Origin of the sequence: Kibdelosporangium persicum (assembly GCF_013280595.1) — a bacterium.
GTDB classification, from domain to species: Bacteria; Actinomycetota; Actinomycetes; order Mycobacteriales; family Pseudonocardiaceae; genus Kibdelosporangium; species Kibdelosporangium persicum.
In genome coordinates this window covers 1-25,701 of sequence record NZ_JAAATY010000038.1, presented here as the reverse complement: position 1 = coordinate 25,701, position 25,701 = coordinate 1, and the positions used below count along the sequence as shown (strand labels likewise).

9 protein-coding genes are annotated in these 25,701 nt (G+C 70.4%); 1 reads left to right on the top strand and 8 read right to left on the bottom strand.

Translation table 11 applies throughout. The annotated features are described in order from the left end of the window. Nucleotides 1–4 precede the first annotated feature (4 nt). The 7 genes from GC106_RS40560 to sbnA all read right to left on the bottom strand — a co-directional run bounded on the left by GC106_RS40560 (nucleotide 5) and on the right by sbnA (nucleotide 22,342). Nucleotides 5–3,493: an SDR family NAD(P)-dependent oxidoreductase gene (locus GC106_RS40560; protein WP_173141503.1), complete on the bottom strand. Its 3,489-nt coding sequence runs from the start codon at nucleotides 3,491–3,493 to the stop codon at nucleotides 5–7. After that, nucleotides 3,490–5,256 (bottom strand): non-ribosomal peptide synthetase, encoded by a 1,767-nt coding sequence (locus tag GC106_RS40555; protein WP_173141502.1) that lies wholly within the window; start codon nucleotides 5,254–5,256, stop codon nucleotides 3,490–3,492. The genes GC106_RS40560 and GC106_RS40555 overlap by 4 nt, the downstream gene beginning before the upstream one ends. Nucleotides 5,257–5,300: 44 nt before the next feature. Further along, a complete protein-coding gene (locus tag GC106_RS40550; protein ID WP_217281571.1) occupies nucleotides 5,301–6,608 on the bottom strand; it encodes an MFS transporter in 1,308 nt (435 codons plus the stop codon). A gap of 150 nt (nucleotides 6,609–6,758) precedes the next feature. Then, nucleotides 6,759–13,907: a non-ribosomal peptide synthetase gene (locus tag GC106_RS40545; protein ID WP_173141501.1), complete on the bottom strand. Its 7,149-nt coding sequence runs from the start codon at nucleotides 13,905–13,907 to the stop codon at nucleotides 6,759–6,761. Nucleotides 13,908–13,935: 28 nt separating this feature from the next. Further along, nucleotides 13,936–20,337, bottom strand: a complete 6,402-nt coding sequence (locus tag GC106_RS40540) for a non-ribosomal peptide synthetase (RefSeq protein ID WP_173141500.1) — start codon at nucleotides 20,335–20,337, stop codon at nucleotides 13,936–13,938. Further along, nucleotides 20,337–21,338: a 2,3-diaminopropionate biosynthesis protein SbnB gene (gene sbnB, locus GC106_RS40535; protein ID WP_173141499.1), complete on the bottom strand. Its 1,002-nt coding sequence runs from the start codon at nucleotides 21,336–21,338 to the stop codon at nucleotides 20,337–20,339. Before sbnB ends, GC106_RS40540 begins: the two co-directional genes overlap by 1 nt. After that, nucleotides 21,332–22,342: a 2,3-diaminopropionate biosynthesis protein SbnA gene (sbnA, locus tag GC106_RS40530; RefSeq protein ID WP_173141498.1), complete on the bottom strand. Its 1,011-nt coding sequence runs from the start codon at nucleotides 22,340–22,342 to the stop codon at nucleotides 21,332–21,334. Before sbnA ends, sbnB begins: the two co-directional genes overlap by 7 nt. A gap of 224 nt (nucleotides 22,343–22,566) precedes the next feature. On the opposite strand from sbnA, the gene GC106_RS40525 reads away from it, so the two are divergent. After that, nucleotides 22,567–23,472, top strand: a complete 906-nt coding sequence (locus tag GC106_RS40525; RefSeq protein ID WP_312873268.1) for a TauD/TfdA family dioxygenase — start codon at nucleotides 22,567–22,569, stop codon at nucleotides 23,470–23,472. Between the two features lie 57 nt (nucleotides 23,473–23,529). Here the strand turns inward: GC106_RS40525 and GC106_RS40520 are convergent. Further along, nucleotides 23,530–25,701, bottom strand: a 2,172-nt coding sequence (locus GC106_RS40520) for a lantibiotic dehydratase (RefSeq protein ID WP_217281570.1), incomplete at its 5' end; no start/stop codon positions are given.

The window sequence follows — 25,701 nt, the reverse complement described above, 5'->3', positions numbered from 1 at the left end:
GCGGTTAACCGCCCAGGTGACGGAGCGACTGACGGCCGGCGTCGCGCTCGATGGCTCGTTGTTCGCCGACCACCCGCGAGCCGGCCTCGGCGAGTTCGGCGAACGTCCGGCAACCCCAGAGCCGGGTGATCGGCACCTTCACCCGGATCCGGCTCTCCCAGCGCTTGAGCGCCTCGAGAAAGGTCAGCGAGTCGCAGCCGATGGCCAGCAGTTCGTCGTCGTCGTCCAGGTCGGCCACGCCGACGAGGTCGCCGACGATCTGCTTGAGGTGGCCGCACAGGTCGTCCTGGGACGTCCCAGCCTGCTGCGCACCGCTTTCCTCGACGCTCTCCCGGCCGCCCAGCAACCGCCGGACGCGTTCGGCGCGTTCGGCGAGCGGCACCGTCGACACCACGAGCCGGGAGTGCCCGCCTGCCATGATCGAGCCCAGCAGGCCGGTCGCCTGCCCCAGGCTCATCGCCGTCCGGCTGGAGCTGACGCCCAGACCCGCACCGGAGTCCGCCGGGGAGTCGCCGAACCGCCACACGTCCCAGTCGACGCTCACCCACGGTGCGCCGTTCGCCCTGCGCCAGTCCGCGTACGCGTCCAGATAACGGTTGGCGGCGGTGTAGACGCCGAAGGTGATGCCACCGAGGACAGCGCTCAGGCTCGAACAGACCAGGCAGAAGTCCAGCGGCTGGGTACGGGTGACGCGGTCGAGAACGGCGATGCCGGTGGTCTTGGGGCGCAGCATGTCCCGCGCGTGGTCGGCGGTGGTGTCGGCGATGAACGTGAACCCGCTGCCGCCTGCCTCGATCCCGGCCGCGTGCACCACCCCGTTGACCGGGCCCCAGTGCCGGTTGACCTCCTCGATCACCTGGGCCATCCGCGGTTCGTCGGCGACGTCGGCGCGCAGGGTCAACACCTCGGCGCCCCGTTCGCCGAGCCGGCGCAGCGTCTCGTTGCCGGGTGCCGGGCCACGGCGGGACACCAGCGCGATCCGGGTGGCGCCGGACGCGGCGAGGTGCTCGGCGATCGCGAGGCCCATCCGGCCGGAGCCGCCCGCGATCAGGTAGACCCCGTCCGGGCGGACCGGCATGACGGCACCGCCCACGGTGTCCAGCTGTTCGAACGCCGGTTCATACCGGTCGGCGCCGCGGTAGGCGATTTCCGGTGCCTGCGGCGGGGTCGCCATCTCGGCCAGCAGCCGGGCCGCGACCCCGGCGGGGGTGGCGCCTGCCGCGAAGTCGATGCCCTGGCAGGGCACGCCGGGGTACTCCTGCGCGACGACCTGGCCCAGGCCCAGCAGCGCTGCCGCCTCGGGACACACCGTCGTCACGTCACCGACAGGCTGGGCGTTCTGGGTCAGGACCCACAGCCGCGGCGACTGCCCGGCCGCCGTCAGCGCCTGCACGAGGGCCAGCGTGCCCAGCACGCCGACGGACATCGCCTGGTCACCGGTCACGCCGTATGCCCAGAGGTGCACCACCCGTGTGATCGGGCCGGCTTCGGTGACCGCGTGCTCCACCAAACGGGCCAGGTCGGCGGCGTCGCCCTGCCGGACGCGGACCACGCCGCCGGGCACGACGTCGAATTCGTCGGACAGCTCGACCGGGACGACGGTCAGCCCTGCCGCGGTGAGCTGGGCTCGCACTGCCGCCGTCAACCGGCTGTCGCCGCCGAGCACCAGGCACGCACCGTCGGTACGCTCCAGATCGCCGTAGTGGTGGGGTCGAGGCAGCGCCGTCCTCGTCCACGTCTGCCGGTACAGCCACCGCTCGATTGGTTGCTGCTCCTGCGTTCCGGGCTCGGTGACGGTGCCGGGCCCGGTGTCGTGCCCGGTGTCGTGCCCGGTGACCGGCACCCACAGTTCTTCGCCCTGCCACGGGTAGGTGGGCAGGGACAGCCGACGGTGCCGCCGACCGGCGTAGCGCCGCGCCCAGTCCACAGTGGTCCCATCGAGCCACGCGCGGGCCAGCTCGTCCTCACGCGGATCGGCCTCGCGGGTCAACGCGTTCGCCAGCTCCACTGTGGACGAGACAACGGCGGCCCACCGGCACGGCAGCGGCGTGCGACCGGTCGCCAGGGTGAACGCGACGTCGGCCAGATCGGCGTCCGGCTGTCCGGTCAGCCAGGCCAGCAGCCGCTTTCGCATGGCGCGCAAGGCGCCCTCGGTCCGGGCCGACAGCAGCACCGCGTGCTCGGCGGGTTCGTGCCGCGCCGCCTGAGGCTCGGGTGGCTGCTCCACGATGAGGTGGACGTTCGTGCCGCCCATGCCGAAGTTGCTGACGCCGGCCCGGCGCGGGCCCGGCGGCCACGGCAACGGCGTGCGGTTGACGTGGAACGGCGAGTCCACGAAGTCGATCTCCGGGTTGGGCTCGTCGAAGTCGGGCGCGGGCGGGATCTCGCCGTGCTTGACCGCCAGGATGGCCTTGAGCAGCCCGGCCATGCCCGACGCGTAGCCGAGGTGCCCGATGTTCGCCTTCACGGAGCCCAGCGCGCAGAACCCGCTTTCGCCGGTGTACCGGCGGTAGGCCTTGGTGAGCGCGCGGACCTCGATCGGGTCGCCGACCGCGGTGCCCGTGCCGTGTCCCTCGAGCATGTGGATCGACTCCGCTGGAACGCCCGACGCGGCGAGCGCGGCGCTGATCGCCGCCGACTGCCCCTCGACGCCGGGTGCGGAGAACCCGATCTTGGCCTTGCCGTCGTTGTTGATGGCACCGGAGAGGATCACGGCGTGGATGTGGTCGCCGTCGGCGATGGCGTCCGAGAGCCTGCGAAGGACGACGACACCGACGCCGTCGCCTTCCACGTACCCGGTCCCGCGGTGGTCGTAGGCCCGGGTGTGCCCGTCGGCCGACAGGATGAACCCGTCCTGCTGCTCGTAGGCCAGGGTGTCGTGGCAGCGGACGTTGGCCGCCCCGGCGAGCGCGATGCCGGCGCGGCCGGTGCGGACAGCCTCGGCAGCCAGGTACACGGCGACCATGGAGGACGAGCAGGCCGTACGCACGCTGAGGCTCTCACCGGTGAGGCCGAGCTTGTAGGAAATGCGCGTGGACAGGGTGTCCGGGGCGTTCGACAGGTCCACCAGCAGTCGTTCGGCGGCCGAATGGGCACCGAACTCACGGCCTTCGCGGTAGGTGTTGGGACCGACCGCCGTGTAGACCGCGACCGTCTCGGTCAGCCGGTGCGGGTCGTAACCGGCTTCCTCCATCGCGCTCCACGCGTGTTCGAGCAGCAGCCGGTGCTGGGGATCGAGAATCTCGGCCTCCCGCCGGGGGATGCCGAAGAACTCGTAGTCGAAGCGCCGAATATCGGCCAGCACGCCGCGGGCGTGGATCCAGCGCCTGCCGGTCCGTTCGTCGTCGACGACCGGGGTGGGTCCGAACGTGATCGACTCACGGCCGGCGCGCAGGTTGGCCCAGAACTCGTCGAGGTCGTTCGCCCCGGGCATGGTCGCCGCCATCCCGACCACGGCGATCGGTTCCTGGTACGTCACCGCCTTGTTGGTCACCGCTGTACCCCCGAACTCGCGATCGACTCGGCCAGGCTGCGGACCGTCGGGTACTCGTAGAGCGCTGTCGCCGGCAGGCGCGTGCCCAGTTCCTGTTGCAGCCGGCGGTGCAGCACCTGGACCGACACCGACGTGCCGCCCAGGTCGAAGTAGTTGTCGTCCACGCCCACCGCGGGAACCTCAAGCAGGTCGGTCCACACGGCGGCGATCACGCCCTCCAGCTCCGACGCCGCGGCCACATAACGCACGCCCAGCTCCAGCCGGGTGGCGCCGGTGCCGGTGCGCAGTGCGGCCCGGTCGAGTTTGCCGTGCTGGGTGAGCGGGAGCGCGTCGATGCGGTGGTACTCGGAGGGGACCATGTAGTCGGGCAGGCTCGCGGACAGCTGACGACGCAACTGCGAAACAGTCGGCGCGGCGCCCGCGGGGACGATGTACGCGGCCAGGATTCGCTCGCCGCCCGGCGTCACCGTGTCCAGCACGGCGGCCTGCCGGACTTCCGGCAGCCGGGCCACTGCCGACTCGACCTCGCCCAGTTCGATCCGGTTGCCCCGGATCTTGACCTGGTCGTCGGTCCGCCCCAGTACCTGGACCACGCCGCCGGGCAGCACGCGGGCGAGGTCTCCGGAGCGGTACAACCGGCCGCCGAGGGTGGCGCCGGACGGATCGGGCACGAACGCCGCGGCCGTCAGGTCAGGCCGGTGGTGGTAGCCGCGGGCCAACGCGTCTCCGCCGAGGTAGAGCTCCCCGGGTTGCCCGTCGGGTACCGGGCGCATGTGGTCGTCGAGGACCTGAATCCCGGTACCGGGCAACGGTTTGCCGACCGGCGGCGGGGAGTGTGCCAAGTCGGTTCGGGCCAACGGGTGGCAGCAGACGAAGACCCCGGCCTCGGTCGGCCCGTACGCGTTGGCGAACAAGGCGCCGGCCGAGCTCATCGCACGGGCGACGTGCGGGCTCGACAGGGTCTCGCCGCCGAGCACGAACTGCCGCACGCCGATCCCGTCGAGCATGTCGTCCTCGACCATCCGGTTGAACATGGTGGGCGTCAGCCAGAGCGTGGTGACGGCGAAGCGGCGCACCGTGTCCACGATCAGGTCCGGCGAGACCCGCTGGCCGGGCAGCAACACGAGCCGGCCGCCGTTGGCCAGGCAGCTGAAGATCTCGAAGACCGACGCGTCGAACGACAGGGGGCACGCCTGCAGGAAGGTCTCCCCCGCGTCGAACGTGCCGTAGATCCCGGACCGCACGATGCGCGCGGCGGCACGGTGTGGCACGGCGACGCCCTTGGGCACGCCGGTCGTCCCGGACGTGTAGATCACGTACGCGAGGTGGTCCGGCGTCGCGCGTCGCCCGGGCCCGGACGGGGTCGTGGGCTGGGCGTCGACGGGGAGGCGGGTTCCGCGGAATCCCGGCAGCCCTCCGCTCGTCGCGTCCGACGTCACCAGGACGGTCGCGCCGGAGTGGGTGAGCATGTACTCCAGCCGGTCCGCCGGATGACCGGTCCACAGCGGGAGGTAGGCCCCGCCCGCCTCGAGGATGCCCAGGATCCCGGCGACCATGTCGATCGATCGCGGGACGTGCAGGCCGACCACGACGTCGGGCCCGACGTCGTGGTCGCGCAGGGCCGCGGCCAGGTGCGCCGCCCGCGCCCGCAGATCGCCGTAGGTGATCGACAGATCCCCGTGCACGACGGCGACCGCATCCGGTGCGGCGTCCGCGTGGCGCGCGAACTGCTCGTGCAGGCACCGGGTGGACTTGTCGTTCATGCGACGCTCACTTTCGCCCAGTTGACCGGGAAATCGAGGTCCACTCAGGACATGTCGAGGCCGGGCACGGCCCGGCGGGCCGTGCCCGGTGGGCGGTTCAGCCGCCGGAGGGCCAGCAGGAGGTTGACCGCCGCGAGGCTGGACAGCGCCGCGAGGATCAGCAGGGTGGCGGCGATGCCGAAGCGGTCCATCACCACTCCCCCGGTGAGAAAGCCGAGCGGGCCGGCGATGTTGCTGATGGTGATCACCGACTGCACCACCTTGGCGCGGATCTCGCCGGGAAACCGGGTGACCAGGATGCTGAAGAACGGGGCGTTGGACAGCGGCAGCGAGGCGCCGGACAGCGCCAAGGCCACGACGAGCACGCCGACCGGGACGGGCGCCAGCAGCACCCACATCGGAAGCACCAGCTGGATGGTCGCCAGGCTCATCTGGCGCGCGGTCGACAGCCGGTTCGCGATCAGGTAACTGATCAGCGATCCGATCAGCGCCCCGGCGCCGAAGCCGCCGACCAGCAGGCCGCCGATCGCGGCGTCACCACCGAACCGGTCGAACGCGAGCAGCGGCAGGGCGATGCCCAGGATCCGGACGAGGAAGCCGAACGTGACGGTGGACGCCATCACCGGCCGCAGGAAGTCGTCGGCCAGCAGGACACGCACTCCGGCCAGCATCCCCTTGCGCGCCGTGCCGGCGGGCTGCGCCGATCCCGCGTCGCGCGGCACGAACCGCCACAGCAGCAAGCAGGACAGGCCGAAGGACGCCGCGTCGAACCACAGCACCTGCTCCGCGCCCAGCAGCGCGATCAGCACACCGGCCACCGCCGGACCGGCGAACGCGGCGGTGTTGAAGCCGCCCTCCAGCACGCTGTTGGCCCGGGTGAGGGCCTTCTGGTCCGAGCCAGCCAGCTCGGTCGCCAGCACCCGCTGCGCGGCGAAGTACGGAACGCCGAGGACCCCGAGCACGGCGACGATCACCAGCAGCACACCGAAGCCGAGCATGTCCATCGCGGACAGCGCGGGGACGAGTGCGATGATCGGGCCGCGGGCCGCGTCGGCGAGCAGCATGGTGCGGCGGGCGCCGAGCCGCTGGATCACCTCGCCGCCGAGGAATCCCAGCAACGCCATGGGAAGCACCTGCACGGCGAAGACCAGTCCCGTCATGGTGGCCGACCCGGTGCTCTGCAGGATCAGCCACGGCAGCGCCAACAGGGTCATCTGGGTGCCCATCGCCGACACCGCGCCCGCGACGTACACGGCGCCGAGCGACCGTCGGGAACCGGTTCCCACCGGTGATCCTGCGATGTCGGTGCTGTCCACTTCGGTCTCCCACGGCTCGGTGCGGGCGTCGTACACCAGACTGCTGACCGGGCGGCCCGGACGACAGGGAAGCAACGGCAGGGGTGGATCGCGGGCACCGCTGCGTGTTCGTCTCTGCCAGGGCGGGCACGAAAGGGCATGGCGGTGCGCCCGGTCCCGGGTGAGACCGGGCGCACCGCCGGTGGATCAGCCGTCGTGGCCGACCAGTCCGGTCACGATCCCGGCTAGCTGGGCGACGTTCTCCTTCATCACCGAGAAGTGGTCGCCGGTCATCCGGTGCACGTCCACGCCGGACGCCAGGTCCCGCCACCGCGCCAGATACGCGTCGAAGCTCTGCCCGGCGTCGACGACCTCGTGCTCGCCCTGTGCCAGCTCGTCGCTGACGATCAGGTGCAGCCGGCCCGCGTAGCGGCGGTGCCGGTAGGACAGCATCATCTCCATGACCTCCTCCCACATTCGCACGGCGGGCAGCCACATCTCGCCCGCGCCGTGTTCGGGAAGGGTGATGCCGTCGTCACCGACGATGTCGTCGACGAGGTGTTCCAGCAGCGCGAGGGTTTCCCGCCGGAGCTGGGCGGTGTCGTCGTCCGGCCCGGCCGCGGCGAGCGCCTCGAGGTTCACGGCACACGTCTTGATCAGGCCGAACTCGTCCCACAGGTGGGCCTTGTCCCAGCTGTCCTGTGCCGGGTCGAGCAGGATGAACGTGACATCCTCGCCGTCGGCGACCAGGTGGTGCGCCATCTCGCTGGCCACACCACTGCCGCCGCACCAGCTGAAGATCCGGTACGGCCCGTGCGGTACGGCTTCACGCAGTTCCGTGACATAACGGGCGGCCATGTCCTCAGTGGACGGTATGCCGCCGTTGTCCCGTTGCAGTCCAGGCCATTCGATCGCGGCCACCGGGAGGTCGGGATCGAGGTGGGCGGCCAGCCGCCGGTACCAGTGCGCGCTGCCCCCGCCGGGGTGGACGCAGACCAGCGGCGCCTTGCTCCCCGTGCGGTTGAGCCAGAGCAACGCTTTGGCCGGCAGATCTCCGGTGTCGATCGCCTCGGCCAACGCCTCGACTGTGCGGTGTTCGAGGAACGACCGGACCGTCACCTCCATGCCATGCCGCTCCCGCAGCACCGCGATGATCCGCAGGATCATCAGCGAGTGCCCGCCGAGGTCGAAGAAGTCGTCGTGGCGGCCCACTCCGGGCAGATCGAACACCTCGGCCCAGATGTCCGCCACGGCCCGTTCCGCCGGTGTGCGCGGCGGGCTGAACTCCCGGTCCGCGGTCGCCGCCCCGGGCGGCGGCAGCGCGGCCCGATCGACCTTCGCGTTGCTGTTCATCGGAAGTTCGTCGAGCCGCACCCACGCTGTCGGCACCAGGAAGCCGGGCACCCGGGTGCGCAGGAGGTCACCGAGCCTGGCGAGGTCGTCCGGGCCGTTCTCGTCCAGCACGACGTACCCGACAAGCTGCTTGGTCCCGTCGTGGCCCTGGTGCGCCACGGCCGCGGCGGTGCGGACCGGGGGCAGTTCGCGGATCGCGGCCTCCACCTCACCGAGTTCGACGCGGTGACCACGGATCTTCACCTGGTGGTCCTGCCTGCCGATGTAGTGGATGGTCCCGTCGGGATCCTGGCGCACGACGTCCCCCGTGCGGTAGACCCGCTCGCCTGGCCGGGTCCCGGACGGGTCCGGGACGAACCGTTCGGCGGTCAGATCCGGACGCCCGTGGTAGCCGCGCACCACACCGGGACCGCCCAGCAGCAGCTCCCCCGGCACGCCGAAGGGAACCGGTCTGAGGTCGTCGTCGACGACCTGGACGTAGGTGTGGGAGATCGGGGTACCGATGGGGATGGAACGCTTGGCCTCCTCCAGCGAGATCCGCCGGTGCGCGGTGGCGAAGGTGGTGCCCTCGGTCGGGCCGTATCCGTTGCCCACCGGCACTCCGTGCTCGATCGCCTTGCGCACGTGCGGCGGCGACAACGCTTCGCCGCCGACCAACAGCTGGCGGACGCCGGCCAGCGACTCGGGCCGGACGTCGACCATGGTGTTGAACAGGCCGGAAGTCAGCCAGAGCACGGTCACGCCGTGCCGGCGCAGGACCTGCTCCAGCTCGGTCGCGGTCGGCGTGCCCGGCGGGCAGACGACGAGCCTGCCGCCGTTGCACAACGCGCCCCAGATCTCGAACGTCGACACATCGAAGGCCAGAGCGCTGAGCAGGAGCAGGACCTGGTCGGAGTCCAGGTCGGTGTAGTCCGGGTCGTGCACGAGCCGCACGACCCCGCGGTGGGGCACCAGCACACCCTTGGGGCGGCCAGTCGACCCCGAGGTGTAGGTGATGTACGCCAGGTTGTCCGGCGACAGCGGTACTTCCGGGGCGATGGCCGGCTGGTCCGCGACGGACGACCAGTCCGGGTCCAGCGATATCGTCGTCAGCCCGGCGCGTGCCTCGAAGCGATCGGCGAACTCGGGCTGGGTCAGCATGACCCGCACAGCGGCATCGTCCACAATGTACTCGATGCGGGTGTCCGGGTAGCCGGGGTCGAGCGGCACGTAGCAGCCACCGGCCTTCATCACGCCCAGCAGGGCGGCCACCACGTCGATACCGCGCTCCATGCACGCCGCGACCGGTGTGTCCGGGCCTACCCCGTGCCGGCGCAGTGCCCACGCCAGCCGGTTGGCCCTGGCGTCAAGGTCGCGGTAGGTCAGGCTCGAGTCCGCGCACTCCACCGCGACGGCATCCGGCCGTGCCGACGCCTGTGCCGCGACCATGTCCGTCACGCACGCTTCGGGCAGCTCGGGCCACGTTCGCGGTGGCGTGGTGAGCCGGTCGGCCGGGGTGGAGGTCAGGTCCACGGGGTTCGCGCCGCCATCGGCGATCATCGCGGCGAGCAGTTCGAGATAGGTCGCCGCGAGGGCTTCCAGCCGTTCCCGGGTCGCCCAGCCCGCCCGGCACTCCAGCCGCAGCTCGCCGGGGAAGGTCACCACGTTCAGGGTGAACTCGTTCGGGCTGTCGTCGGTGATCGTGCCGAAGACGTCCTGCTGCCCGTCGAGCACGTGGAAGTCGAGGTAGGAGAAGATGGCGCTGATCAGCGGGGAACCGTCGCCCCACGCCCGCTGCATCGCGGGCAGCGGGTAACGCCGGTGCGGCCACAGGGCCAGCTCCTCGGCGAACACCGTCCGCAGCAGGTCGTGCCAGCTCGGCGCGTTCAGGTCGACCGCGAACGGCAAGGTGTTGAGGTGCATGCCGAGCACCTCGTCGCCACGCAGCAGCTCCGGCCTGCCGTTGCACACGAGCCCGCTGAAGAACCGGCGCTGGCCGGTGATGACACCGAGCATCGCGAGGTGCGCGGTGTGCAGGACGGTCTTGAGCGAGGTCCGCGTCCGCGTGACGAGGTCGCGCAGCCCTGGCTCGAGATGCCGCCACGACACCCGTAGCTCCTCGACCTTGCCGTAGGCCGCCGGTGCGGTGTCCGCGGGCAAGGCGATCCGGCCGAAGCCGCGAACGCGCTCCCGCCAGAACCGCTCGTCCGCTTCGGACTCCAGGGACCGCTTCTCCAGCGCGACGAAGTCGGCGTAGCGCGCCGAGGGCGCGGCCGGGAGCCGGCCGGTGTCGCCGTCCCTGATCGCCCGGTAGGTGGAGCGCAGCTCGTTGATCAGCGAATGGTGGCTCCAGCCGTCCAGAATCGCGTGGCACTCGGTGTGGGTCAGGACCCACTCACGCTCGCCGGTCTGGTGCACGTGCCACCGCAGCTGCGGGGCCTGCCCCACGTCCAACGGCGTGGACCGCATCGCCTGCCGGTACTCGGCAATCACCGCTTGCTGCCCGGCCTCGGGCAGCCCGCGCAGGTCGTCGTAGCCGATCTGCGCGTGCGCGGCCTCCTGCACGAGTTGCATCGGTTCGGAGTAGGTGGACATGTCGAACGTGGTGCGCAGGATTTCGTGCCGGTCGACCAGCAGCTGCCCGGCTTCGCGCAACGCGGGCAACGAGAACGGGCCGTCGTCGGCGATCTGGAAGCTGGTGACGTTCTGGTAGGCCGGGTGCTCGCCGTCCGCGAGCATCTCGTAGACCATTCCTGCCTGCACCTGGCCCATCGGGTAGGCGTCGGCCAGCCCGTCCGGAAGGCGGTCCCGGTCGGCCGGCCCGAGCAGCGCGAACCTGTCCACCAGGATGTCCCGCGCCGCGGTGGCCGCGCGGCCCGCCAGCTCCGCGAGCCCGGCGGCGGTCTGGTGGGTGAAGACGTCCTGGACGGACAGGTCCAGCCCGGCGGCGCGCAGTGCGCCGACCACCCGGATGGCCCGGATCGAGTCGCCGCCCAGGTCGAAGAACCGGTCGTGCACACCGACCTGGTCCACACCCAGCGCCGAGGTCAGCGCGTCGGCGACGGTCCGTTCGGTCTCGGTGCGGGGTGCGACGTACTCGGTGGCCGTCGACGTGCGGCTCCGCTCGGGGGCGGGCAGTGCCGCGCGGTCGGTCTTGCCGCTTGTGGTCAGCGGCAACGCGTCGAGGACGACCCAGTGGCTCGGGATCATCGCCTCGGGCAGCCGGCCGCGCAGGAACTCGCCGGTGGCCGTCACGTCGAGTTCGGCACCGGACCGCCCGACGAGATAGCCGACGAGCTGACCGTCGTGCACCGCCACGGCGGCCGAGGCCACATCCCGCCACTCGCCCAGCACCGCCTCGATCTCCCCCAGTTCGATCCGGTGGCCGCGGATCTTCACCTGGTGGTCGAGCCTGCCGAGGTAGTCGATGCTGCCGTCCGGCAGGTACCTGGCGAGGTCACCGGTGCGGTACAGCCGTTGCCCGCCCGGCTCACCGAACGGGTCGGGCACGAACCGCTCCGCGGTCAGCCCGGGCCGGTTGAGGTAGCCGCGGGCCAACTGCACACCACCGAGCAGCAGTTCCCCCGGCACGCCTGTCGGGACCGGCCGCAGAGCGGTATCGACGACATAGGTCCGCGTGTTGGCGATCGGACGACCGATCGTGACCGGAACGCCGGGCTCGCACCGCGTGGCGGTGACGTCCACCGCGGCCTCGGTCGGGCCGTAGAGGTTGTGCACCTCGCAGCCGATTCGCTCGTGCACGCCCGTGACCAGATCCGCGGGCAGCGCCTCGCCACTGCAGATCATCCGGCGCACCGACGGCAACGCGGCGAAGGGCTCGGCCAGGAACGCCCGCAGCATCGACGGGACGAAGTGCACCGTGGTGACCCGCTCGGCGCTGATCAACTCGGCGAGGTGGCTGGGGTCGCGGTGACCGCCGGGCCGGGCGACCACCACCGTGGCGCCGGTGATCAGCGGCCAGAAGAACTCCCACACCGAGACGTCGAAGCTGTACGGGGTCTTCTGCAGCACCCGGTCGGTCTCGTCCAGTCCGTACGCGTCCTGCATCCAGTGCAGCCGGTTGACGATCGCGCGATGGGAGACCACGACGCCCTTCGGCCTGCCGGTCGACCCGGACGTGTAGATCACGTATGCCGGGTGGTCCGGATCGGGCTCGACGGCCGGATTCCACGTCGGCAATCCCTCCGAAGAGGACAGTTCCGCGCCGGTGAGGACGATCTCCGCGCCCGCGTCGGCGCACATGTAGTCCAGGCGGTCGGCCGGGTAGTCCGGATCGAGCGGCAGGTAGGCGCCGCCTGCCTTGACGATCGCGAGCAGCGCCACCACGAGCTCGGCACTGCGCTCCCGGCGTACACCCACGATCGACTCCGGCCCGACGCCCGCGGCGATCAGGTGGTGCGCGAGACGGTTGGCCCGCGTGTTCAGTTCGGCGTACGACACGCTCTCGCCGTCGAAGCGGACGGCGACGGCGTCCGGCGTGCGTTCCACCTGCCGCTCGAACAGCGCCGGCAGCGTCCCCGCCGGATACGGCACCGCAGTGTCGTTCCACTCCAGCAACACCTGGCGTCGCTCGGCGGGCGGTAGCGCGGACAACCGGCTGACCGGAACGTCCGGCGTCGCGGTGATCGCGGTAAGCAGCTCCACGAACTGCGCCGCGAACCGCGCCGCGGTGGCACGGTCGAACAGCGCGGTCGCATAGTTCACCGCACCCCCCAACGCCCCGTCGGACCGTTGGGCGAGCGCCAGCGTCAAGTCGGCCTTCGCGTCACTCTCGCTGACCGGCATCGGCTCGGCACGCAGCCCGCCGAAGCCCCGTCGGCTCGTGCCCGCGTCCTCCAACAGGAACATGGTGGAGAACAACGGGGTCCGGGACAGGTCACGGTCCGGTGCCAGGTCGTCCACCAGCAACTCGAACGGCAGCTCCTGGTGGGCGTAGGCGTCCAGCGCCGTGCCGCGAACCCGTCCGAGCAGCTCGGTGAAGGTCGGGTCGCCGGACAGGTCTACGCGCAGCACCAGCGTGTTGAGGAAAACCCCGATCAGGTCGTCGACCTCGGTCCGGTCCCGGCCGCCGACCGGGACACCGACCGTCACGTCGGTCTGCCTGCCGTAGCGGGCGAGCAGGATCGTGTACACAGCCAGCAACGCCATGAACGGCGTCGCACCTGTCTGACGGGTGAGCTGGTTCAGGGTGCGGGCAGCCGGGGCAGGCACCACGAACTGGACCTGGTCGCCCGCGCTGTCGCGCACAGGCGGGCGCGGCCGGTCGGTCGGCAGCTCGAGCGGGGCCGCACCGGCGAGTTTGTCCCGCCAATACTCGAAATGCCGGTCCAGCGTGGCGCCGGACATGGTTGTCCGCTGCCATGCGGCGAAGTCCGCGTACTGCACGGCCAGTGGTTCGAGGGGCGCGGGCTCCTCGGCCAGCGCTGCCGCGTACAGCTGGTCGAGCTCACGCCACAGCACCTGTTCCGACCGCTCGTCGAAGGCTATGTGGTGCACGGTCAACAGCAACGCGTGTTCCTCGTCCGCCAGCCGCGCGAGCGTGGCCACCAGGACCCGGCCCGCGGCCAGGTCGACGGGCCGCCGATCGCCCGCCATCCAGCCGGCGAGCCGCTCGTCCTGGCTCGCCGGGCCGAGATCGCGCAGGTCCACCTCGGTCATCGCGACCGGGCCCGGTTCATCGATCACCTGGACCGGTTCGCCGTCGATCACGGCGTACCGGGTCCGCAGCACTTCGTGCCGGGCCACCAGCCCGTCCAGCGCGGTCCGCACCGCGGCGGGGTCGAGCCGGCCGAACAGCCGTGCCCCGGTGGTGATCAGGTATTCGGTACCGCGGGTGCTCAGCTGTTCCATGATCCACAGGCGGCGCTGCGCGAAGGACAGCGCGAGCGGTTCGGCACGGGACGTCCGGCTGATCCGGTTGTCCTGGGCTGCCGACGTGTCCCCGCGTAGCCGTCGGCGCAGCAACTCCGCGCGAAGCGCGGTGCGGTCTAGGGTTCCCGTCATCCGGACTCCAATCGTGGCTCGCCGGCGGTCACGCCGGGGAGAAGCCGAGCAGCTCGCGCACCTGGTCGTCGGTCATCCGGTCGATCTGGGCCACGACGAAGTCGGTGGTCACCGCGGCCAGGCCGGCCACGGTCGTCGCCTCGAACAGGCAGCGCAGCGGGAGCTCGACCGCGAAGGCCTGCCGCAGCCGCGCCAGGACCCTGGTCGCCAGCAGCGAGTGCCCGCCGATGCCGAAGAAGTCGTCGTGCACGCCGACCCGGTCGACGCCGAGGACGTCGGCCCAGATCCCGGCGATGATCTCCTCGGCCGGGTCGCGTGGGGCCACGTACTCGGCCGCACCGTCCAACTGGGACGGTGTCAGGTCGGGCAACGCCGTGCGGTCGACCTTCTTGCTCGCCGACAACGGCAACGCCTCGACAGCCGCCCAGGCCGAGGGGATCATGTACTCCGGGAGCAGCTCCCGCAGGTGCGCGCGCAGCTCCCCGATGTCGGGCTCGGTGTCGTGCCGCCACTCGAGGTACGCGACGAGCCGCTTGTTCCCCGGCGTGATCTCCTTGGCCACGACGGCCGCGGCCGCGACGGCGGGGTGTTTGGTCAGCGCGGCCTCGATCTCCGGCAGCTCGATCCGGAACCCGCGGATCTTCACCTGGTGGTCGAGCCTGCCGAGAAAGTCGACCGTGCCGTCCGGCCGGTAGCGGACGAGGTCGCCGGTGCGGTACAGCCGCGCCCCCGGCTCGCCGCCGAACGGATCCGGCACGAACCGATCCGCGGTGAGCTCGGGACGTTCGTAGTAGCCACGGGCCAGGCGTGCGCCACCGATGCACAGCTCACCCGGCACACCGACCGGAACCGGGCGCAGCCGGGCGTCCAGCACGTGCACGCGCGTGCCCGCGACCGGACGGCCGATGTGCAGCGTGGCCGTCCCGCGCTCGCCGGCGAGGTCGCCTGCCACCGGATTGAGCATGCAGGTCATGCTCGCCTCGGTCGGCCCGTAGTTGCACAGGAACCGGGCGGGCAACCCGGTCGCTGCCCACCGCTGGGCGTCGGCGACGGTGACCACGTCGGCGCCCACGTTCATCAGCTTCATGCCGGCCAGCTTGTCCACATCGGACTCAAGCATTTCGCGGTAGTACGCCGGGGTGATCTCCATGATCGTGACCCGGTGGCAGGCGAGCTTCGCGGGCAGCTCGGCGGGCGTCCAGAACACCGGGTCGCTGACCACGAGCGTGGCGCCGGCGGTCAGCGTGACCACGATCTGGTCCATCGCGAGGTCGAACGTGAGCGCGGAGAGCAGGATCACCCGTTCGCCGGGGTGGATGCCGTAGTAGTCCGCGATCACCCGGCAGTGGTGCGCGTACGACCGGTGCGAGATCATCACGCCCTTCGGGCGACCGGTCGACCCCGAGGTGTAGATGATGTAGGCGAGGTTGGCCGGATGCACAACGTGCCCGGGATCGGCCACCGGGGCGTTGCCCGCCCACTGGGTTTCGTCGTCCACGACCAGAACCCGCCGATCGTCATGGCACAGCCGGTCCGCGAACTTCCTGGTGGTCAGGACCAGATGTGCCCCGGCGTCGCCGAGCATGAACCCCAGCCGCTCCGCCGGGTGTTCCGGGTCGAACGGCACGTACACCCCGCCCGCCTTGAGCACCGCCAGCAGCACCACGACCGGCTCGACGCCCCGCTCAAGGCACGAGCCGACAACGGTCTCCGGGCCCACACCCATCGAGCGCAGGTGGTGCGCGAGCCGGTTCACCCGTTCGTTGAGCTCCGCGAAGCTGATCTCCTGGGTCCGGAACACCACCGCGGTCGCGTCCGGTGTACGCGCCACCTGCCGCTCGAACAGCTCCGGCACGGACAGATGCCGCTCGTCGGGCGGGTCCAGCAGTTCCAGCCTGCCCGCGTCCGGGTCCGGCCACTGCCTCAGGATCGCTCGGCGCTCAGCGTCCGAGAGCAGGTCGAACTCGCCGAGACGGCCGCCGGGGTTCGCCGCGACGCTTTCCAGCAGCCGGAGGTAGTGGCCGGCGAGGCGCTCGATCGTCGCCCGGTCGAACAGCGCGGTCGCGTACTCGAACGTACAGCGCATCAGGCCGTCCGCCCGTTCCTTCACCGACAGGGTGAGGTCGAACTTCGCCACCGGCGCGCCACTGCTCAGCCCGCCCGCCGTGCACCCGGCGAGCCGCTGGGGCAGCAGCCCGGCCATGTGCTGAACCTCGAACATGATCTGGAACAGCGGGTTGCGGGACGGATCCCGGCCCGGTTGCAGGACGTCGACCAGGTGCTCGAACGGAACGTCCTGGTTGGCCAGCGCTTCGAGCGTCGTGCCGCGTACCCGGTCGAGCAGCTCGGCGAAGGACGGGTCCCCGCTCAGGTCGGTCCGCATGACCAGGTTGTTGATGAAGAACCCGATCAGGTCCTCGGTCTCCTGCCGGGTCCGCCCGGCGACCGGGGTGCCGACCGCGATGTCGGTCCGGCCGGTGTACCTGCCGAGCAGGACGGTGAACGCGGCCAGCAGCACCATGAACGGCGTCGTCCCGGTCCGGTTGCCGAGGCCGCGCAGCCCTTGGGCGACGGTGTCCGGCACCTCGACGACCACGGTGTCGCCGTGCGGGGCACGCTCCGCCGGGCGGGGCCGGTCGGCGGTCAGCTCGACCGGTACCAGGCCGGCGAGCCGGGTTCGCCAGTAGTCGAGCTGACCGGGGATCGCGCCCTCGGCCTGCTGATCCCGTTGCCACGCGGCGAAGTCGGCGTACTGGACGGCCATCGGCTGCTTGGCGGGCTCGGCCGCGTAGGCGTCGTTCAGCTCGCGCAAGAAGATCCCCATGGACCAGGCGTCGAAGGCGATGTGGTGCAGGGTGATCGCGACCAGGTGCTCCTCGGCGGCCGTGTGCACGACGGTGACCCGCAGTGGGTGTTCCCGGGCCAGGTCGAACGGCCTGGCGTTCGCCGCGGCGACGATCGTCGCCGCACGTGTCCCGGCGTCCGGGGCATCGGTCAGGTCCACGATTTCGAACCCGACAGGGCCAGGAGGGTCCACGACCTGCATCGGTGTCCCGCTGTCACCGACGTAGCGGGTGCGCAGCACCTCGTGCCGCGCGGCGACCTGCTCGACCGCGGCGCGCAACACCTTGGTGTCCAGCGGCCCGCTCAGCCGGAACGCCAGCGGAATCAGGTACTCGGCGCTGCCGGGCTCGAGTTGGTCGAGGAACCACAGCCGCTGCTGGCCGAACGAGGTGGCCAGCGCACCGTCCCGCGGAATGGGTCTGATCCGCGGTTCGTCGCCCGGTGCGGTGCCCTCGTCGATGAGCGCGGCGATGCGTTCCACGGTCCGTCCGTCGAACAGTGCGCCTGCCGTCAGCTCCAGACCGAACCTGCGGCGCAACCGGTGGGCGAGCCGGATGGCGAGCAGCGAGTGCCCGCCGAGCGCGAAGAAGTCGTCCTCGGCACCGACCTGGGCGGTCCCCGTCAGCTCGCCCATGATCTCGGCGACTGCCTGCTCCGTCCCGGTCCGCGGCCGGATGTGGGCCCGGTTGGGTTCCCGGTCACGTTCACGGCCGGGGGACGGCAGCGCCGACCGGTCGACCTTTCCGTTGGCCAGCAACGGCAACACGCCGACCTCGACGACGGTCGAGGGGATCATCGCGGCAGGCAACCGGGTGCCGAGGTGGTCCCGCAGTTCGTCGGGCGCAACCGCGGCCCCGTCGGCAGGCACCACGTACGCCGCAAGCTCCAGGTCTCCGCTGACCGACCGATGGCTGGTGACCACGGCCGTCTCGACCGACGGGTGACTGCGCAGGGCGGCCTCGACCTCACCCGGCTCGACACGCACTCCACGGACCTTGATCTGAGCGTCCTGGCGACCGATGAACTCCAGCGTCCCGTCCGCGTGCCAGCGTGCCAAGTCGCCTGTGCGGTACCACCGTCTGCCTGGCTCGGCGGCGAAGGGATGCGGGGTGAACCGCTCGGCGGTGAGATCGCCGCGGCCGACGTACCCCCGCGCGAGAGCCACGCCGCTGATGCACAGTTCACCCGGCACGCCGATGGGCACCAGTTGGTCGTCGGCGTCCACAACGAACACCTCGACGCCAGGCAGCGGGGTGCCGATCGAGACGATGCCGCCGGGGGCACCCCGGTCGTAGCACCAAGCCGTCGAGTCGATGGAGCACTCAGTCGGGCCGTAGGTGTTGTAGAGCTCCACGTCGACCACGTTCAGCAACTGTTCGCAGAGCGCGGTTGGCAACGGCTCGCCTGCGGAGCAGAGCAGTCGCAACGTGGTGCACGCCGCGAGTTCCGGCTCGTTGACGACCATCTGCAGCATGGACGGGACGAGCTGAAGCACGGTGATCCCGTGCTCCGCCACGGTGCGGACCATCACGGCCGGGTCGCGGTGCGCGCCTTCCGGCGCCATGACCACGCAGCCACCGGAGACCAGTGGCGCCAGGAACTCCCACATCGACGCGTCGAACCCGATGGTCGTCTTCTGCAGCACGCGGTCGTCCGCGGTCAGTCGATGCTGTCCGACCGACCACAACACCCGGTTGCGGATGCCGCCGTGCGTGACCACGACCCCCTTCGGCCGCCCGGTGGAACCGGACGTGTACATCACGTAGGCGGCGTTGTCCGCGCCGATCTCGGCGCCATCCATCGGCGTGCTGCGGGCGATCTCGTCCCACTGCTCATCGACCGCGACGGACTCCCCCGGCAGCGAGCCGCGCAGGGCCGCCTGGGTGAGGACCAGTTCGACGCCGGCGTCGGCGAGCATGAACTCCAGCCGCTCGGCCGGCAGGTCAGCGGAAAGCGGAACGTACACCCCGCCGGCGGCGAGCGTCCCGAGCAGGGCCACCACCAGGTCGGTGCCCCGGTTCATGGCCACGCCGACCGGTGTCTCCGCGGTGATTCCCCGTGCGCGCAGGAAAGCCGCCATCGAGTCCACTTTGGCGGCCAGTTCGGCGTAGCACAGGCGTTCACCGCCTGAGATCACGGCGATCGCGTCCGGAGTGGACAGTGACTGGTCACGGAAGAGAGCGGGCAGCAACGCCTCCGGGGCATCCGCGTCCGTGCGATTCCAGCCGAGCAGCATGCCCCGCTCCGCCGGGGCCACGGTCGGCACCCGGCTCAGCCGGACCTCCTGGTCAGTCGTGACGCTCGCGAGCAGTTCCTGGAAGTTGGCACTCATCCGCTCGATCCGGGCCCGGCTGAACAGGGCTGCCGGGAACAGCAGGCGGCCCTTCCACGAGCCGTCCGCGTGTTCCGACATGTGCAGCGTCAGGTCGACCGTGGCGCTCATCGGGCCGACCGCGAACCGCTCGACCGTGAGGCCCGGCAGGCTGAGCGGTTCGCCTTGGGCGTTATGCACCACGAAAGCGGCCTGGAACAACGGGTTGCGAGACGTGTCGTGGTCCGGCGCGAGTTCGGCCACCAAATGCTGGAAGGGCACGTCCTGGCGCTCGAACGCGTCCAGGGCCGCCTCGCGAGTCCGGGTGAGCAGTTCGGCGAACGTGGGGTCGCCGGACAAGTCCGTGCGCAGCACCACCGTGTTGAGCAGCGGCCCGGCCAGTTGCTCCAGCTCCACCTGGTCGCGTCCGTCCGTCGACGTCCCGACAGCGATGTCCCGCCTGCCCGAGTAACGGCCGAGCAGGAGTTGGAACGCCGCCAGGAATGCCATGAACGGGGTCGCCCCCACCGCACGTCCCGCTGCGATGACGGCGCCCGCCACCGCGGCGGGCACGACGAACTCCACCGTCTCACCGGTCGGGTCCCACTGAGCCGGACGCGACCGATCCGTTGGCAACTCAAGCGGTTCCAGCCCGGCGAGCCGGTCACGCCAGTAGCCGGACTGCCGGATGAGCGCATCGTCAGGCGTGTTCCAGCGTTCGCGCTGCCAGACGGCGAAGTCGGCGTACTGGACCGGCAACGGTTCCAGCGATTCGGGTTCGCCGTTGGCGTACGCGGTGTACAGCAGCCGCAGCTCCCTGGCCACGACGCCCAGCGACGAGTTGTCGAAGGCGATGTGGTGCACGACGATCATCAGGATCGCGTCGTCCGCGGCGAGCTGGACGAGGGTCAGCCGCCACGGCCGGACCCGCAGGTCGATCGGTGTGTTCGCCTCGGCCTGCCCGATCTCGCGCACCCGCTGGTCGGCCTCATCGGAGGCGCATCCGGTGAGATCGACGACCGTGAGGCCGACCGGCGCCGGTTCGTCGATGACCTGAATCGGCCTGCCGTCGACCGTCTCGTAGTGCGTCCGCAGCACCTCGTGCCGGACGGCGATCTGATCGAGCGCCGCCGTCAGCGCGTCCCGGTCCAGCGGCCCGCGCAGGCGGAATCCCCAGTGCAGCAGGTATTCCGTGGCACCGGACCGAATCTGGTCGAGCAGCCAGAACTGTTCCTGTTCGAAGGACAGCGGGTAACGGCCGTCACTGGTGTCCATCACTTGCCCCCTGCCGGCAGGAAGTGCTCGAGTACGGTGCCCAGGCCACGGGCCGACGCCTCGCGCCGGACCAGATCAGCCACGGCTAGGTCGAGGCAGCCAAGGCCGAAGGGGGAGAACACCGTCAGGTTGTCGTCGTCCCGCACGTACGGCTTCCCGGACAGGAGGATCTCCCCCAGCGACGAGGTGATGAAGTCCCGGTTGCCGGTCTTCTGTTCCGCCAGGTGCAGTGAGGTCGCCGCACGGCACACGTGGTCCGCGTCGTCGACGATGTTCACACTCGACAGCACCGATTCGGCGGTGAGGTCGCGCAGCGACACGTGCAGCAACAACGTCCCGGGGCGGCAGTACTCCGATCCGAGATGCGGGACGGTCGCCGTCGTCGCCAGGCACACGAGTTTGTTCGCGGCCAGTGCGTCCTCCGCGCGAGCCGCAACGTCGATCTTCAGTGACGGCCACGCCGACTGCGCCTTCGCCCCGAAGGATTCCGCGCGGCCTTGGTCCAGGTCGTACAGCGTCACCGTGTGCAGTTCCGGAAGCACGGCACGCAGGTACGTCAGCACCTCGAAGTTGATCAAGCCGCAGCCCAGCATGGACACGCCCGTCTCCGGGCTGGACGACGACAACGCCGACGCCGCGAGGGCCGCGCTCGCCGCCGTGCGACGGGCGGAGATCGCCGACCCTTCCAGGAAGACCTCGGGCACGCCGGTCCGCATCGAGTTCAGCACGATCACCGCCGACGCCCGGTCCATGCCCATCGCCACGTTGCCGGGGAACGACGACACCCACTTCACTCCGGACACCGGGGTCTCAGTGCCCAGATACGCCGGCAGCGCGATGATCCGGTCGCGGTCGTCGGCCGGGAAACGCAGGAACACCGAGTGCGGAACGGAAGTCCGGCCGAGCGCGTGCAGTTCGTAGGCCTGCCGTACCGCGGACACCACGCTCCGTTCCGCGCCGTCGAGGACGGAGCGGACCTCACTTGCGCCCAGTATCAACATGATGCCGTCTCCATCTCCGGTTTCCTCCACAGGTGCGACACGTCGCCGAAGTGCGACGTGACCCAGTCGTCGTCATACACCGTGTTCAGGTACCGCTCGCCGCGGTCCGGGAAGACCAGCGCACACGTCGCTCCCGGTGGGATGTGGTGACGCATGCTGTCCAGTGCCGACACCACCGCGCCGGAGGAGCCGCCCGCGATGATCGCCTCCCGGGTTGCCAGGCGCCGGCAACCGACGACGGCATCGAGGTCGTCGACCCGGACGACGACGTCGGCGAGGTCGTCGCGGTAGAGGCCCGGGCGGACCGACGCGCCATGGCCGGGAATCAGCCTGCCACCGATCGGCGGGCCGAAGATCGCACTGCCCAAGGCGTCCACGGCGACGATCGTCACGGACAGGTTGTGAGAGCGGATGTATTCGGCGCAGCCCCGCAGGGTGCCGCACGAGCTCGCGGCGCAGAACAGGTAGTCGACGCCCGGCAAGGCGTCGAGGATCTCGCGCACGGTCGTGCGGTGTGCCCGCGGGTTGAGCGGGTTCGAGTACTGGTCAGGGCAGTACGCGTGGTCGACGGTCGCGACGAGCTCACGGACGCGGCGCTTGCGCGTCGGCAGGTACTCGCCCGTGACCGCGTCGACATCGGTGACCACCTCGACCTCCGCGCCCAACGCGCGCATGATCGCGATGTTCTGCCGGTTGGTTCTCGGATCGACCACGCAGATGAAGCGAATCCCGTGATAGGCACACACTTGCGCGAGGCCGATGCCGAGATTGCCCGAGCTGGACTCGATCACCACCGAACGCCCGGGCACGAGCCCGCCGTCCCGGATCCGGGCCAGCAGCATCTCCAGCGCGGACCGGTCCTTGATGCTGCCACCGGGGTTGTGGGACTCCAGTTTCGCGTACGTCTTGAATGGACTGCACGGGTCCAGCTTGGCCAGCTCGACGATCGGTGTCGCCCCGATGGTCGCGAGCACTCCGGGCACGGGGAGTTCCTCCTTGGTCATAGAGCCGCTCCTCGTGTGGCGTCCGCTCGGGAATGTGCGCCACCCGAGCGTTTCGCACACCGCCCCGCGGGCGAAGGGAAGAACACGCAGTATCAGGGGTGGACGCGGATCTGCCGGATGTTCTCTCGCACGAGTGATCCAGACCGGCCACTCTGGACGGTATGAGGGTCGATACGTCTGCTCGAATTTCACTGGCGCCGGACAATGAGCCGGCGCTCCCCCCAGTGTTCTCCGCGGCTGCCGCCGGCACAACGGCGACGGCGTTCCTCCAGTCCGCCCGCGACGCGGTCCGCAAGCGGTTGCACGAACACGGCGCAGTCCTGCTGCGTGGCTTCGATGTCGGCGGTGTCGACGGGTTCGACCGGATCGTACGTGCGGTGTCCGGGACACCGCTGACCTACGCGGAGCGGTCGTCACCCCGCAGTGTCATCAAAGGACAGATCTACACGTCGACGGACTACCCACCGGCGGAGGAAATCTTCCTGCACAACGAGAACTCCTACCAGGCCACCTGGCCGCTGACGCTGTTCTTCCACTGCATCACCCCACCGGACACCCAAGGCGCGACTCCACTCGCCGACACCCGCCGGATCCTGCGGTCGATCGAGCCGGCGGTGCGCGAGGAGTTCACCCGGCGCGGCTGGATGGTCGTACGGAACTTCACCGAAGGTTTCGGCGTGCCATGGCAACAGGCGTTCAACACCGACGACCGCGCCGCGGTAGAGGCCTACTGCGCGCGCAACCGCGTGGAAGTCGAGTGGGTCGGCCGCAACGGCCTGCGCACGACTGCCCGCCGCCAGGCCGTCCACCATCACCCGGTGACCGGAGAAGCGGTGTGGTTCAACCATCTCACCTTCTTCCACGTGACCACGCTGTCCGAAGAGGACTGCTCGGGGCTGCGCGAGCTGTTCGGCGAGAAGGACCTGCCGACCAACACCTACTTCGGCGACGGTGAACGAGTGCCCGACGAGACCATGGCCCACCTGCGCGACTGCTACCGGGCCGCCCAGCGCCGCTTCGACTGGCAGCGCGACGACGTCCTGCTCGTCGACAACATGCTCGCCGCGCACGGCCGTGAACCGTTCACCGGGCCACGCAAGATCGCCGTGGCGATGGCGGAACCGTCGTAGCACCTGGGTACTGACAGGCCCTGGACCGGCAACCGGTCCAGGGCCGTGGCGTTCGGATCACTCGTCCACGGCGACGAACCGGAGCTCCGAGGTGTACTGGTGGCCGTTGGCGTCGGTCAGCCATGCCTGGTCCGGCGTGGGCAGCATTTCGGTCACCGTCAACCGGCCTTCCGGGTCCTTGCGCGACAGCCGCCGGATGGACTTGGCCAGGATGTTGACGTACACCGGGCTGTCGAAGTCCACATAGAACGGCCGGGGTTCGGTCGGCGAGACCACGAAGACGAACCGCGGCAGGCCGGCTTCCCGCTGCCACCACCTGGCCTTGACGAACCGCCTGGCCTCGTTCTTCTCGTCGGCGAACGACAGGCTGTCCACCGCGAAACGCCAGGACTCCCGGGAGATGACCATCCGGTCCACTGTCACCCGTGGCGAGTGGCCGCCCTGATCCGGCAGCCGGAACATGTCCATCACGAGGGTGGTCAGCACGTGCGAGAACACGTCGACGACCGGGAACTCGGCACCGTCAGGCAACACGGCGACGAGGCGGCCGGCCCGGGACTCGACCGTCGCGTCCGCGCTCAGCACCGTCCTGGGCCTGGCCGGATCGGCCGTGTAGTCCACCAGTGCCACGTAGTAGTCCTCGGGCCGGACCAGGGCGTGCCGGATCCTCGCGGACAGGCGGGACCGGTGTTCCTTGGCCAGCAACGGCATCAGGCGTGGGCCTGGGTGATCACGAGAGGTCTCGGCCAGCAGGGACGCCGGTGATTCGTGCTGGTTGACGAACAACGACGCGCCCAGCGTGTTCGTCGCCACGTGCAACTCCCCCAGCACCAGGTCCCCGGAACCGGTCATGAGCACGTCCGGGCTGCTGTACCGGGCGGCGGTCCAGCCCGCCCCCGGTGCGGCGAACTCCGCCCGGACGCGCCCGGCGATGTCCAACATGGACACATGCACCTGTGAGCCGGTGAGCGGTGGCAGGATGGATTCCCAACGCCGCCAGAACTCCGCCTGGACGTCGGCCGCGATACCGGCCGCGTCGCCGTGGAGGATGGGTGCGCACGCGAACCAGAACGTCGCGAGATCGACGGGCCCCTGATAGACCTCTTCGACCCGTGCCATCACCCGCTGTGCCAGCGTCCATGTCAACCACCTCGCGGCGGTCAGCAGCAACTCCAGCGGCGCCAAGGACTCCAGCACGTCCTTGCCCAGCCGCACCTCGGCGGAACGGCGGCTGTCCGAGTAGACCAACGCGCGGCACGGCGCCGTGTTCGCGCCTTTCTCGCGTACCGCGGCCTCGTCGGTAAGCGCGACGAACGTGGACTCGATCTCGGTCAGCGCCGACACCAGTTCGTCCGGGTCTGTGGCGTCCGCGACCCTGCCGCGCCCACTTTCCAGCGCGTCCAGCAGTTCCAGCGCACGACCACCTGGCGCCCCGGCGGACTCCAACCACCGGCGCATCCACCGCTCCGGCCGCGCGTCCGCCGGAACCTCCAGCCGCCACACCACGATCCGCCTGCGCACCAACTCCTCCAGCGCCTCGGCCGGGCCGACGTCGCGCGCGGGCCGAACCCCGTCGCAGCGCGCGAGCACTTCCAGAAGCCCTGGGGAGATCCGCTGCGGCGGCCTGCCCGGAAGCGTCACCGCACCGTCGGCGACCCGGACGAACGGGATCCGCCGCGGCGCGATCCACGGCCGCAGCGCGGGATCGGCGTTCACCAGTTTGGCCACCGCGTCGATCGCCCAACTGGCGAAATACACCTCCGACGCCGCGACAAACCCCACCCCAGGATCAACCGACACACCACACGACGACAAATCCCAACGCCCCCACCCCACCGGACCAAAAAACCCAATCGTGTCATTCTTCACACAAAAACGCTGCCAATAATGCGCCACCAACTCCTCACGCTGCCGCGGCATACTCGACCGACCACCCACCGACGGCACCCACGCCAAAAACGGCCCCACACCCGACCCCAACACCGGCCGATTCTGCCACGCCACCGCCGCACGAAAACCCCCCAACCCCGCAACCCGCTGCAACTCCCGCGCCACCGACACCACCACCTCACCAAACAACTCCTCAAACCCCACCCACTCCACACCCGACAAACCACAACCCACACCAAACCCATCAGCCGCCGCCGCCAAACCAGCAGACGCCAACCCCAACACACCACCAACCGGAAAACCCGGCCCACGCAACGCGAACTGATTCCACAGCCGCCA

Coding starts and splice junctions, on each gene's coding strand:
- sbnA (WP_173141498.1), bottom strand. CDS start 22,342: ATGACCAAGGAGGAACTCCCCGTGCCCGGAGTGCTCGCGACCATCGGG.
- GC106_RS40545 (WP_173141501.1), bottom strand. CDS start 13,907: ATGACGGGAACCCTAGACCGCACCGCGCTTCGCGCGGAGTTGCTGCGC.
- GC106_RS40555 (WP_173141502.1), bottom strand. CDS start 5,256: ATGAACGACAAGTCCACCCGGTGCCTGCACGAGCAGTTCGCGCGCCAC.
- GC106_RS40540 (WP_173141500.1), bottom strand. CDS start 20,337: ATGGACACCAGTGACGGCCGTTACCCGCTGTCCTTCGAACAGGAACAG.
- sbnB (WP_173141499.1), bottom strand. CDS start 21,338: ATGTTGATACTGGGCGCAAGTGAGGTCCGCTCCGTCCTCGACGGCGCG.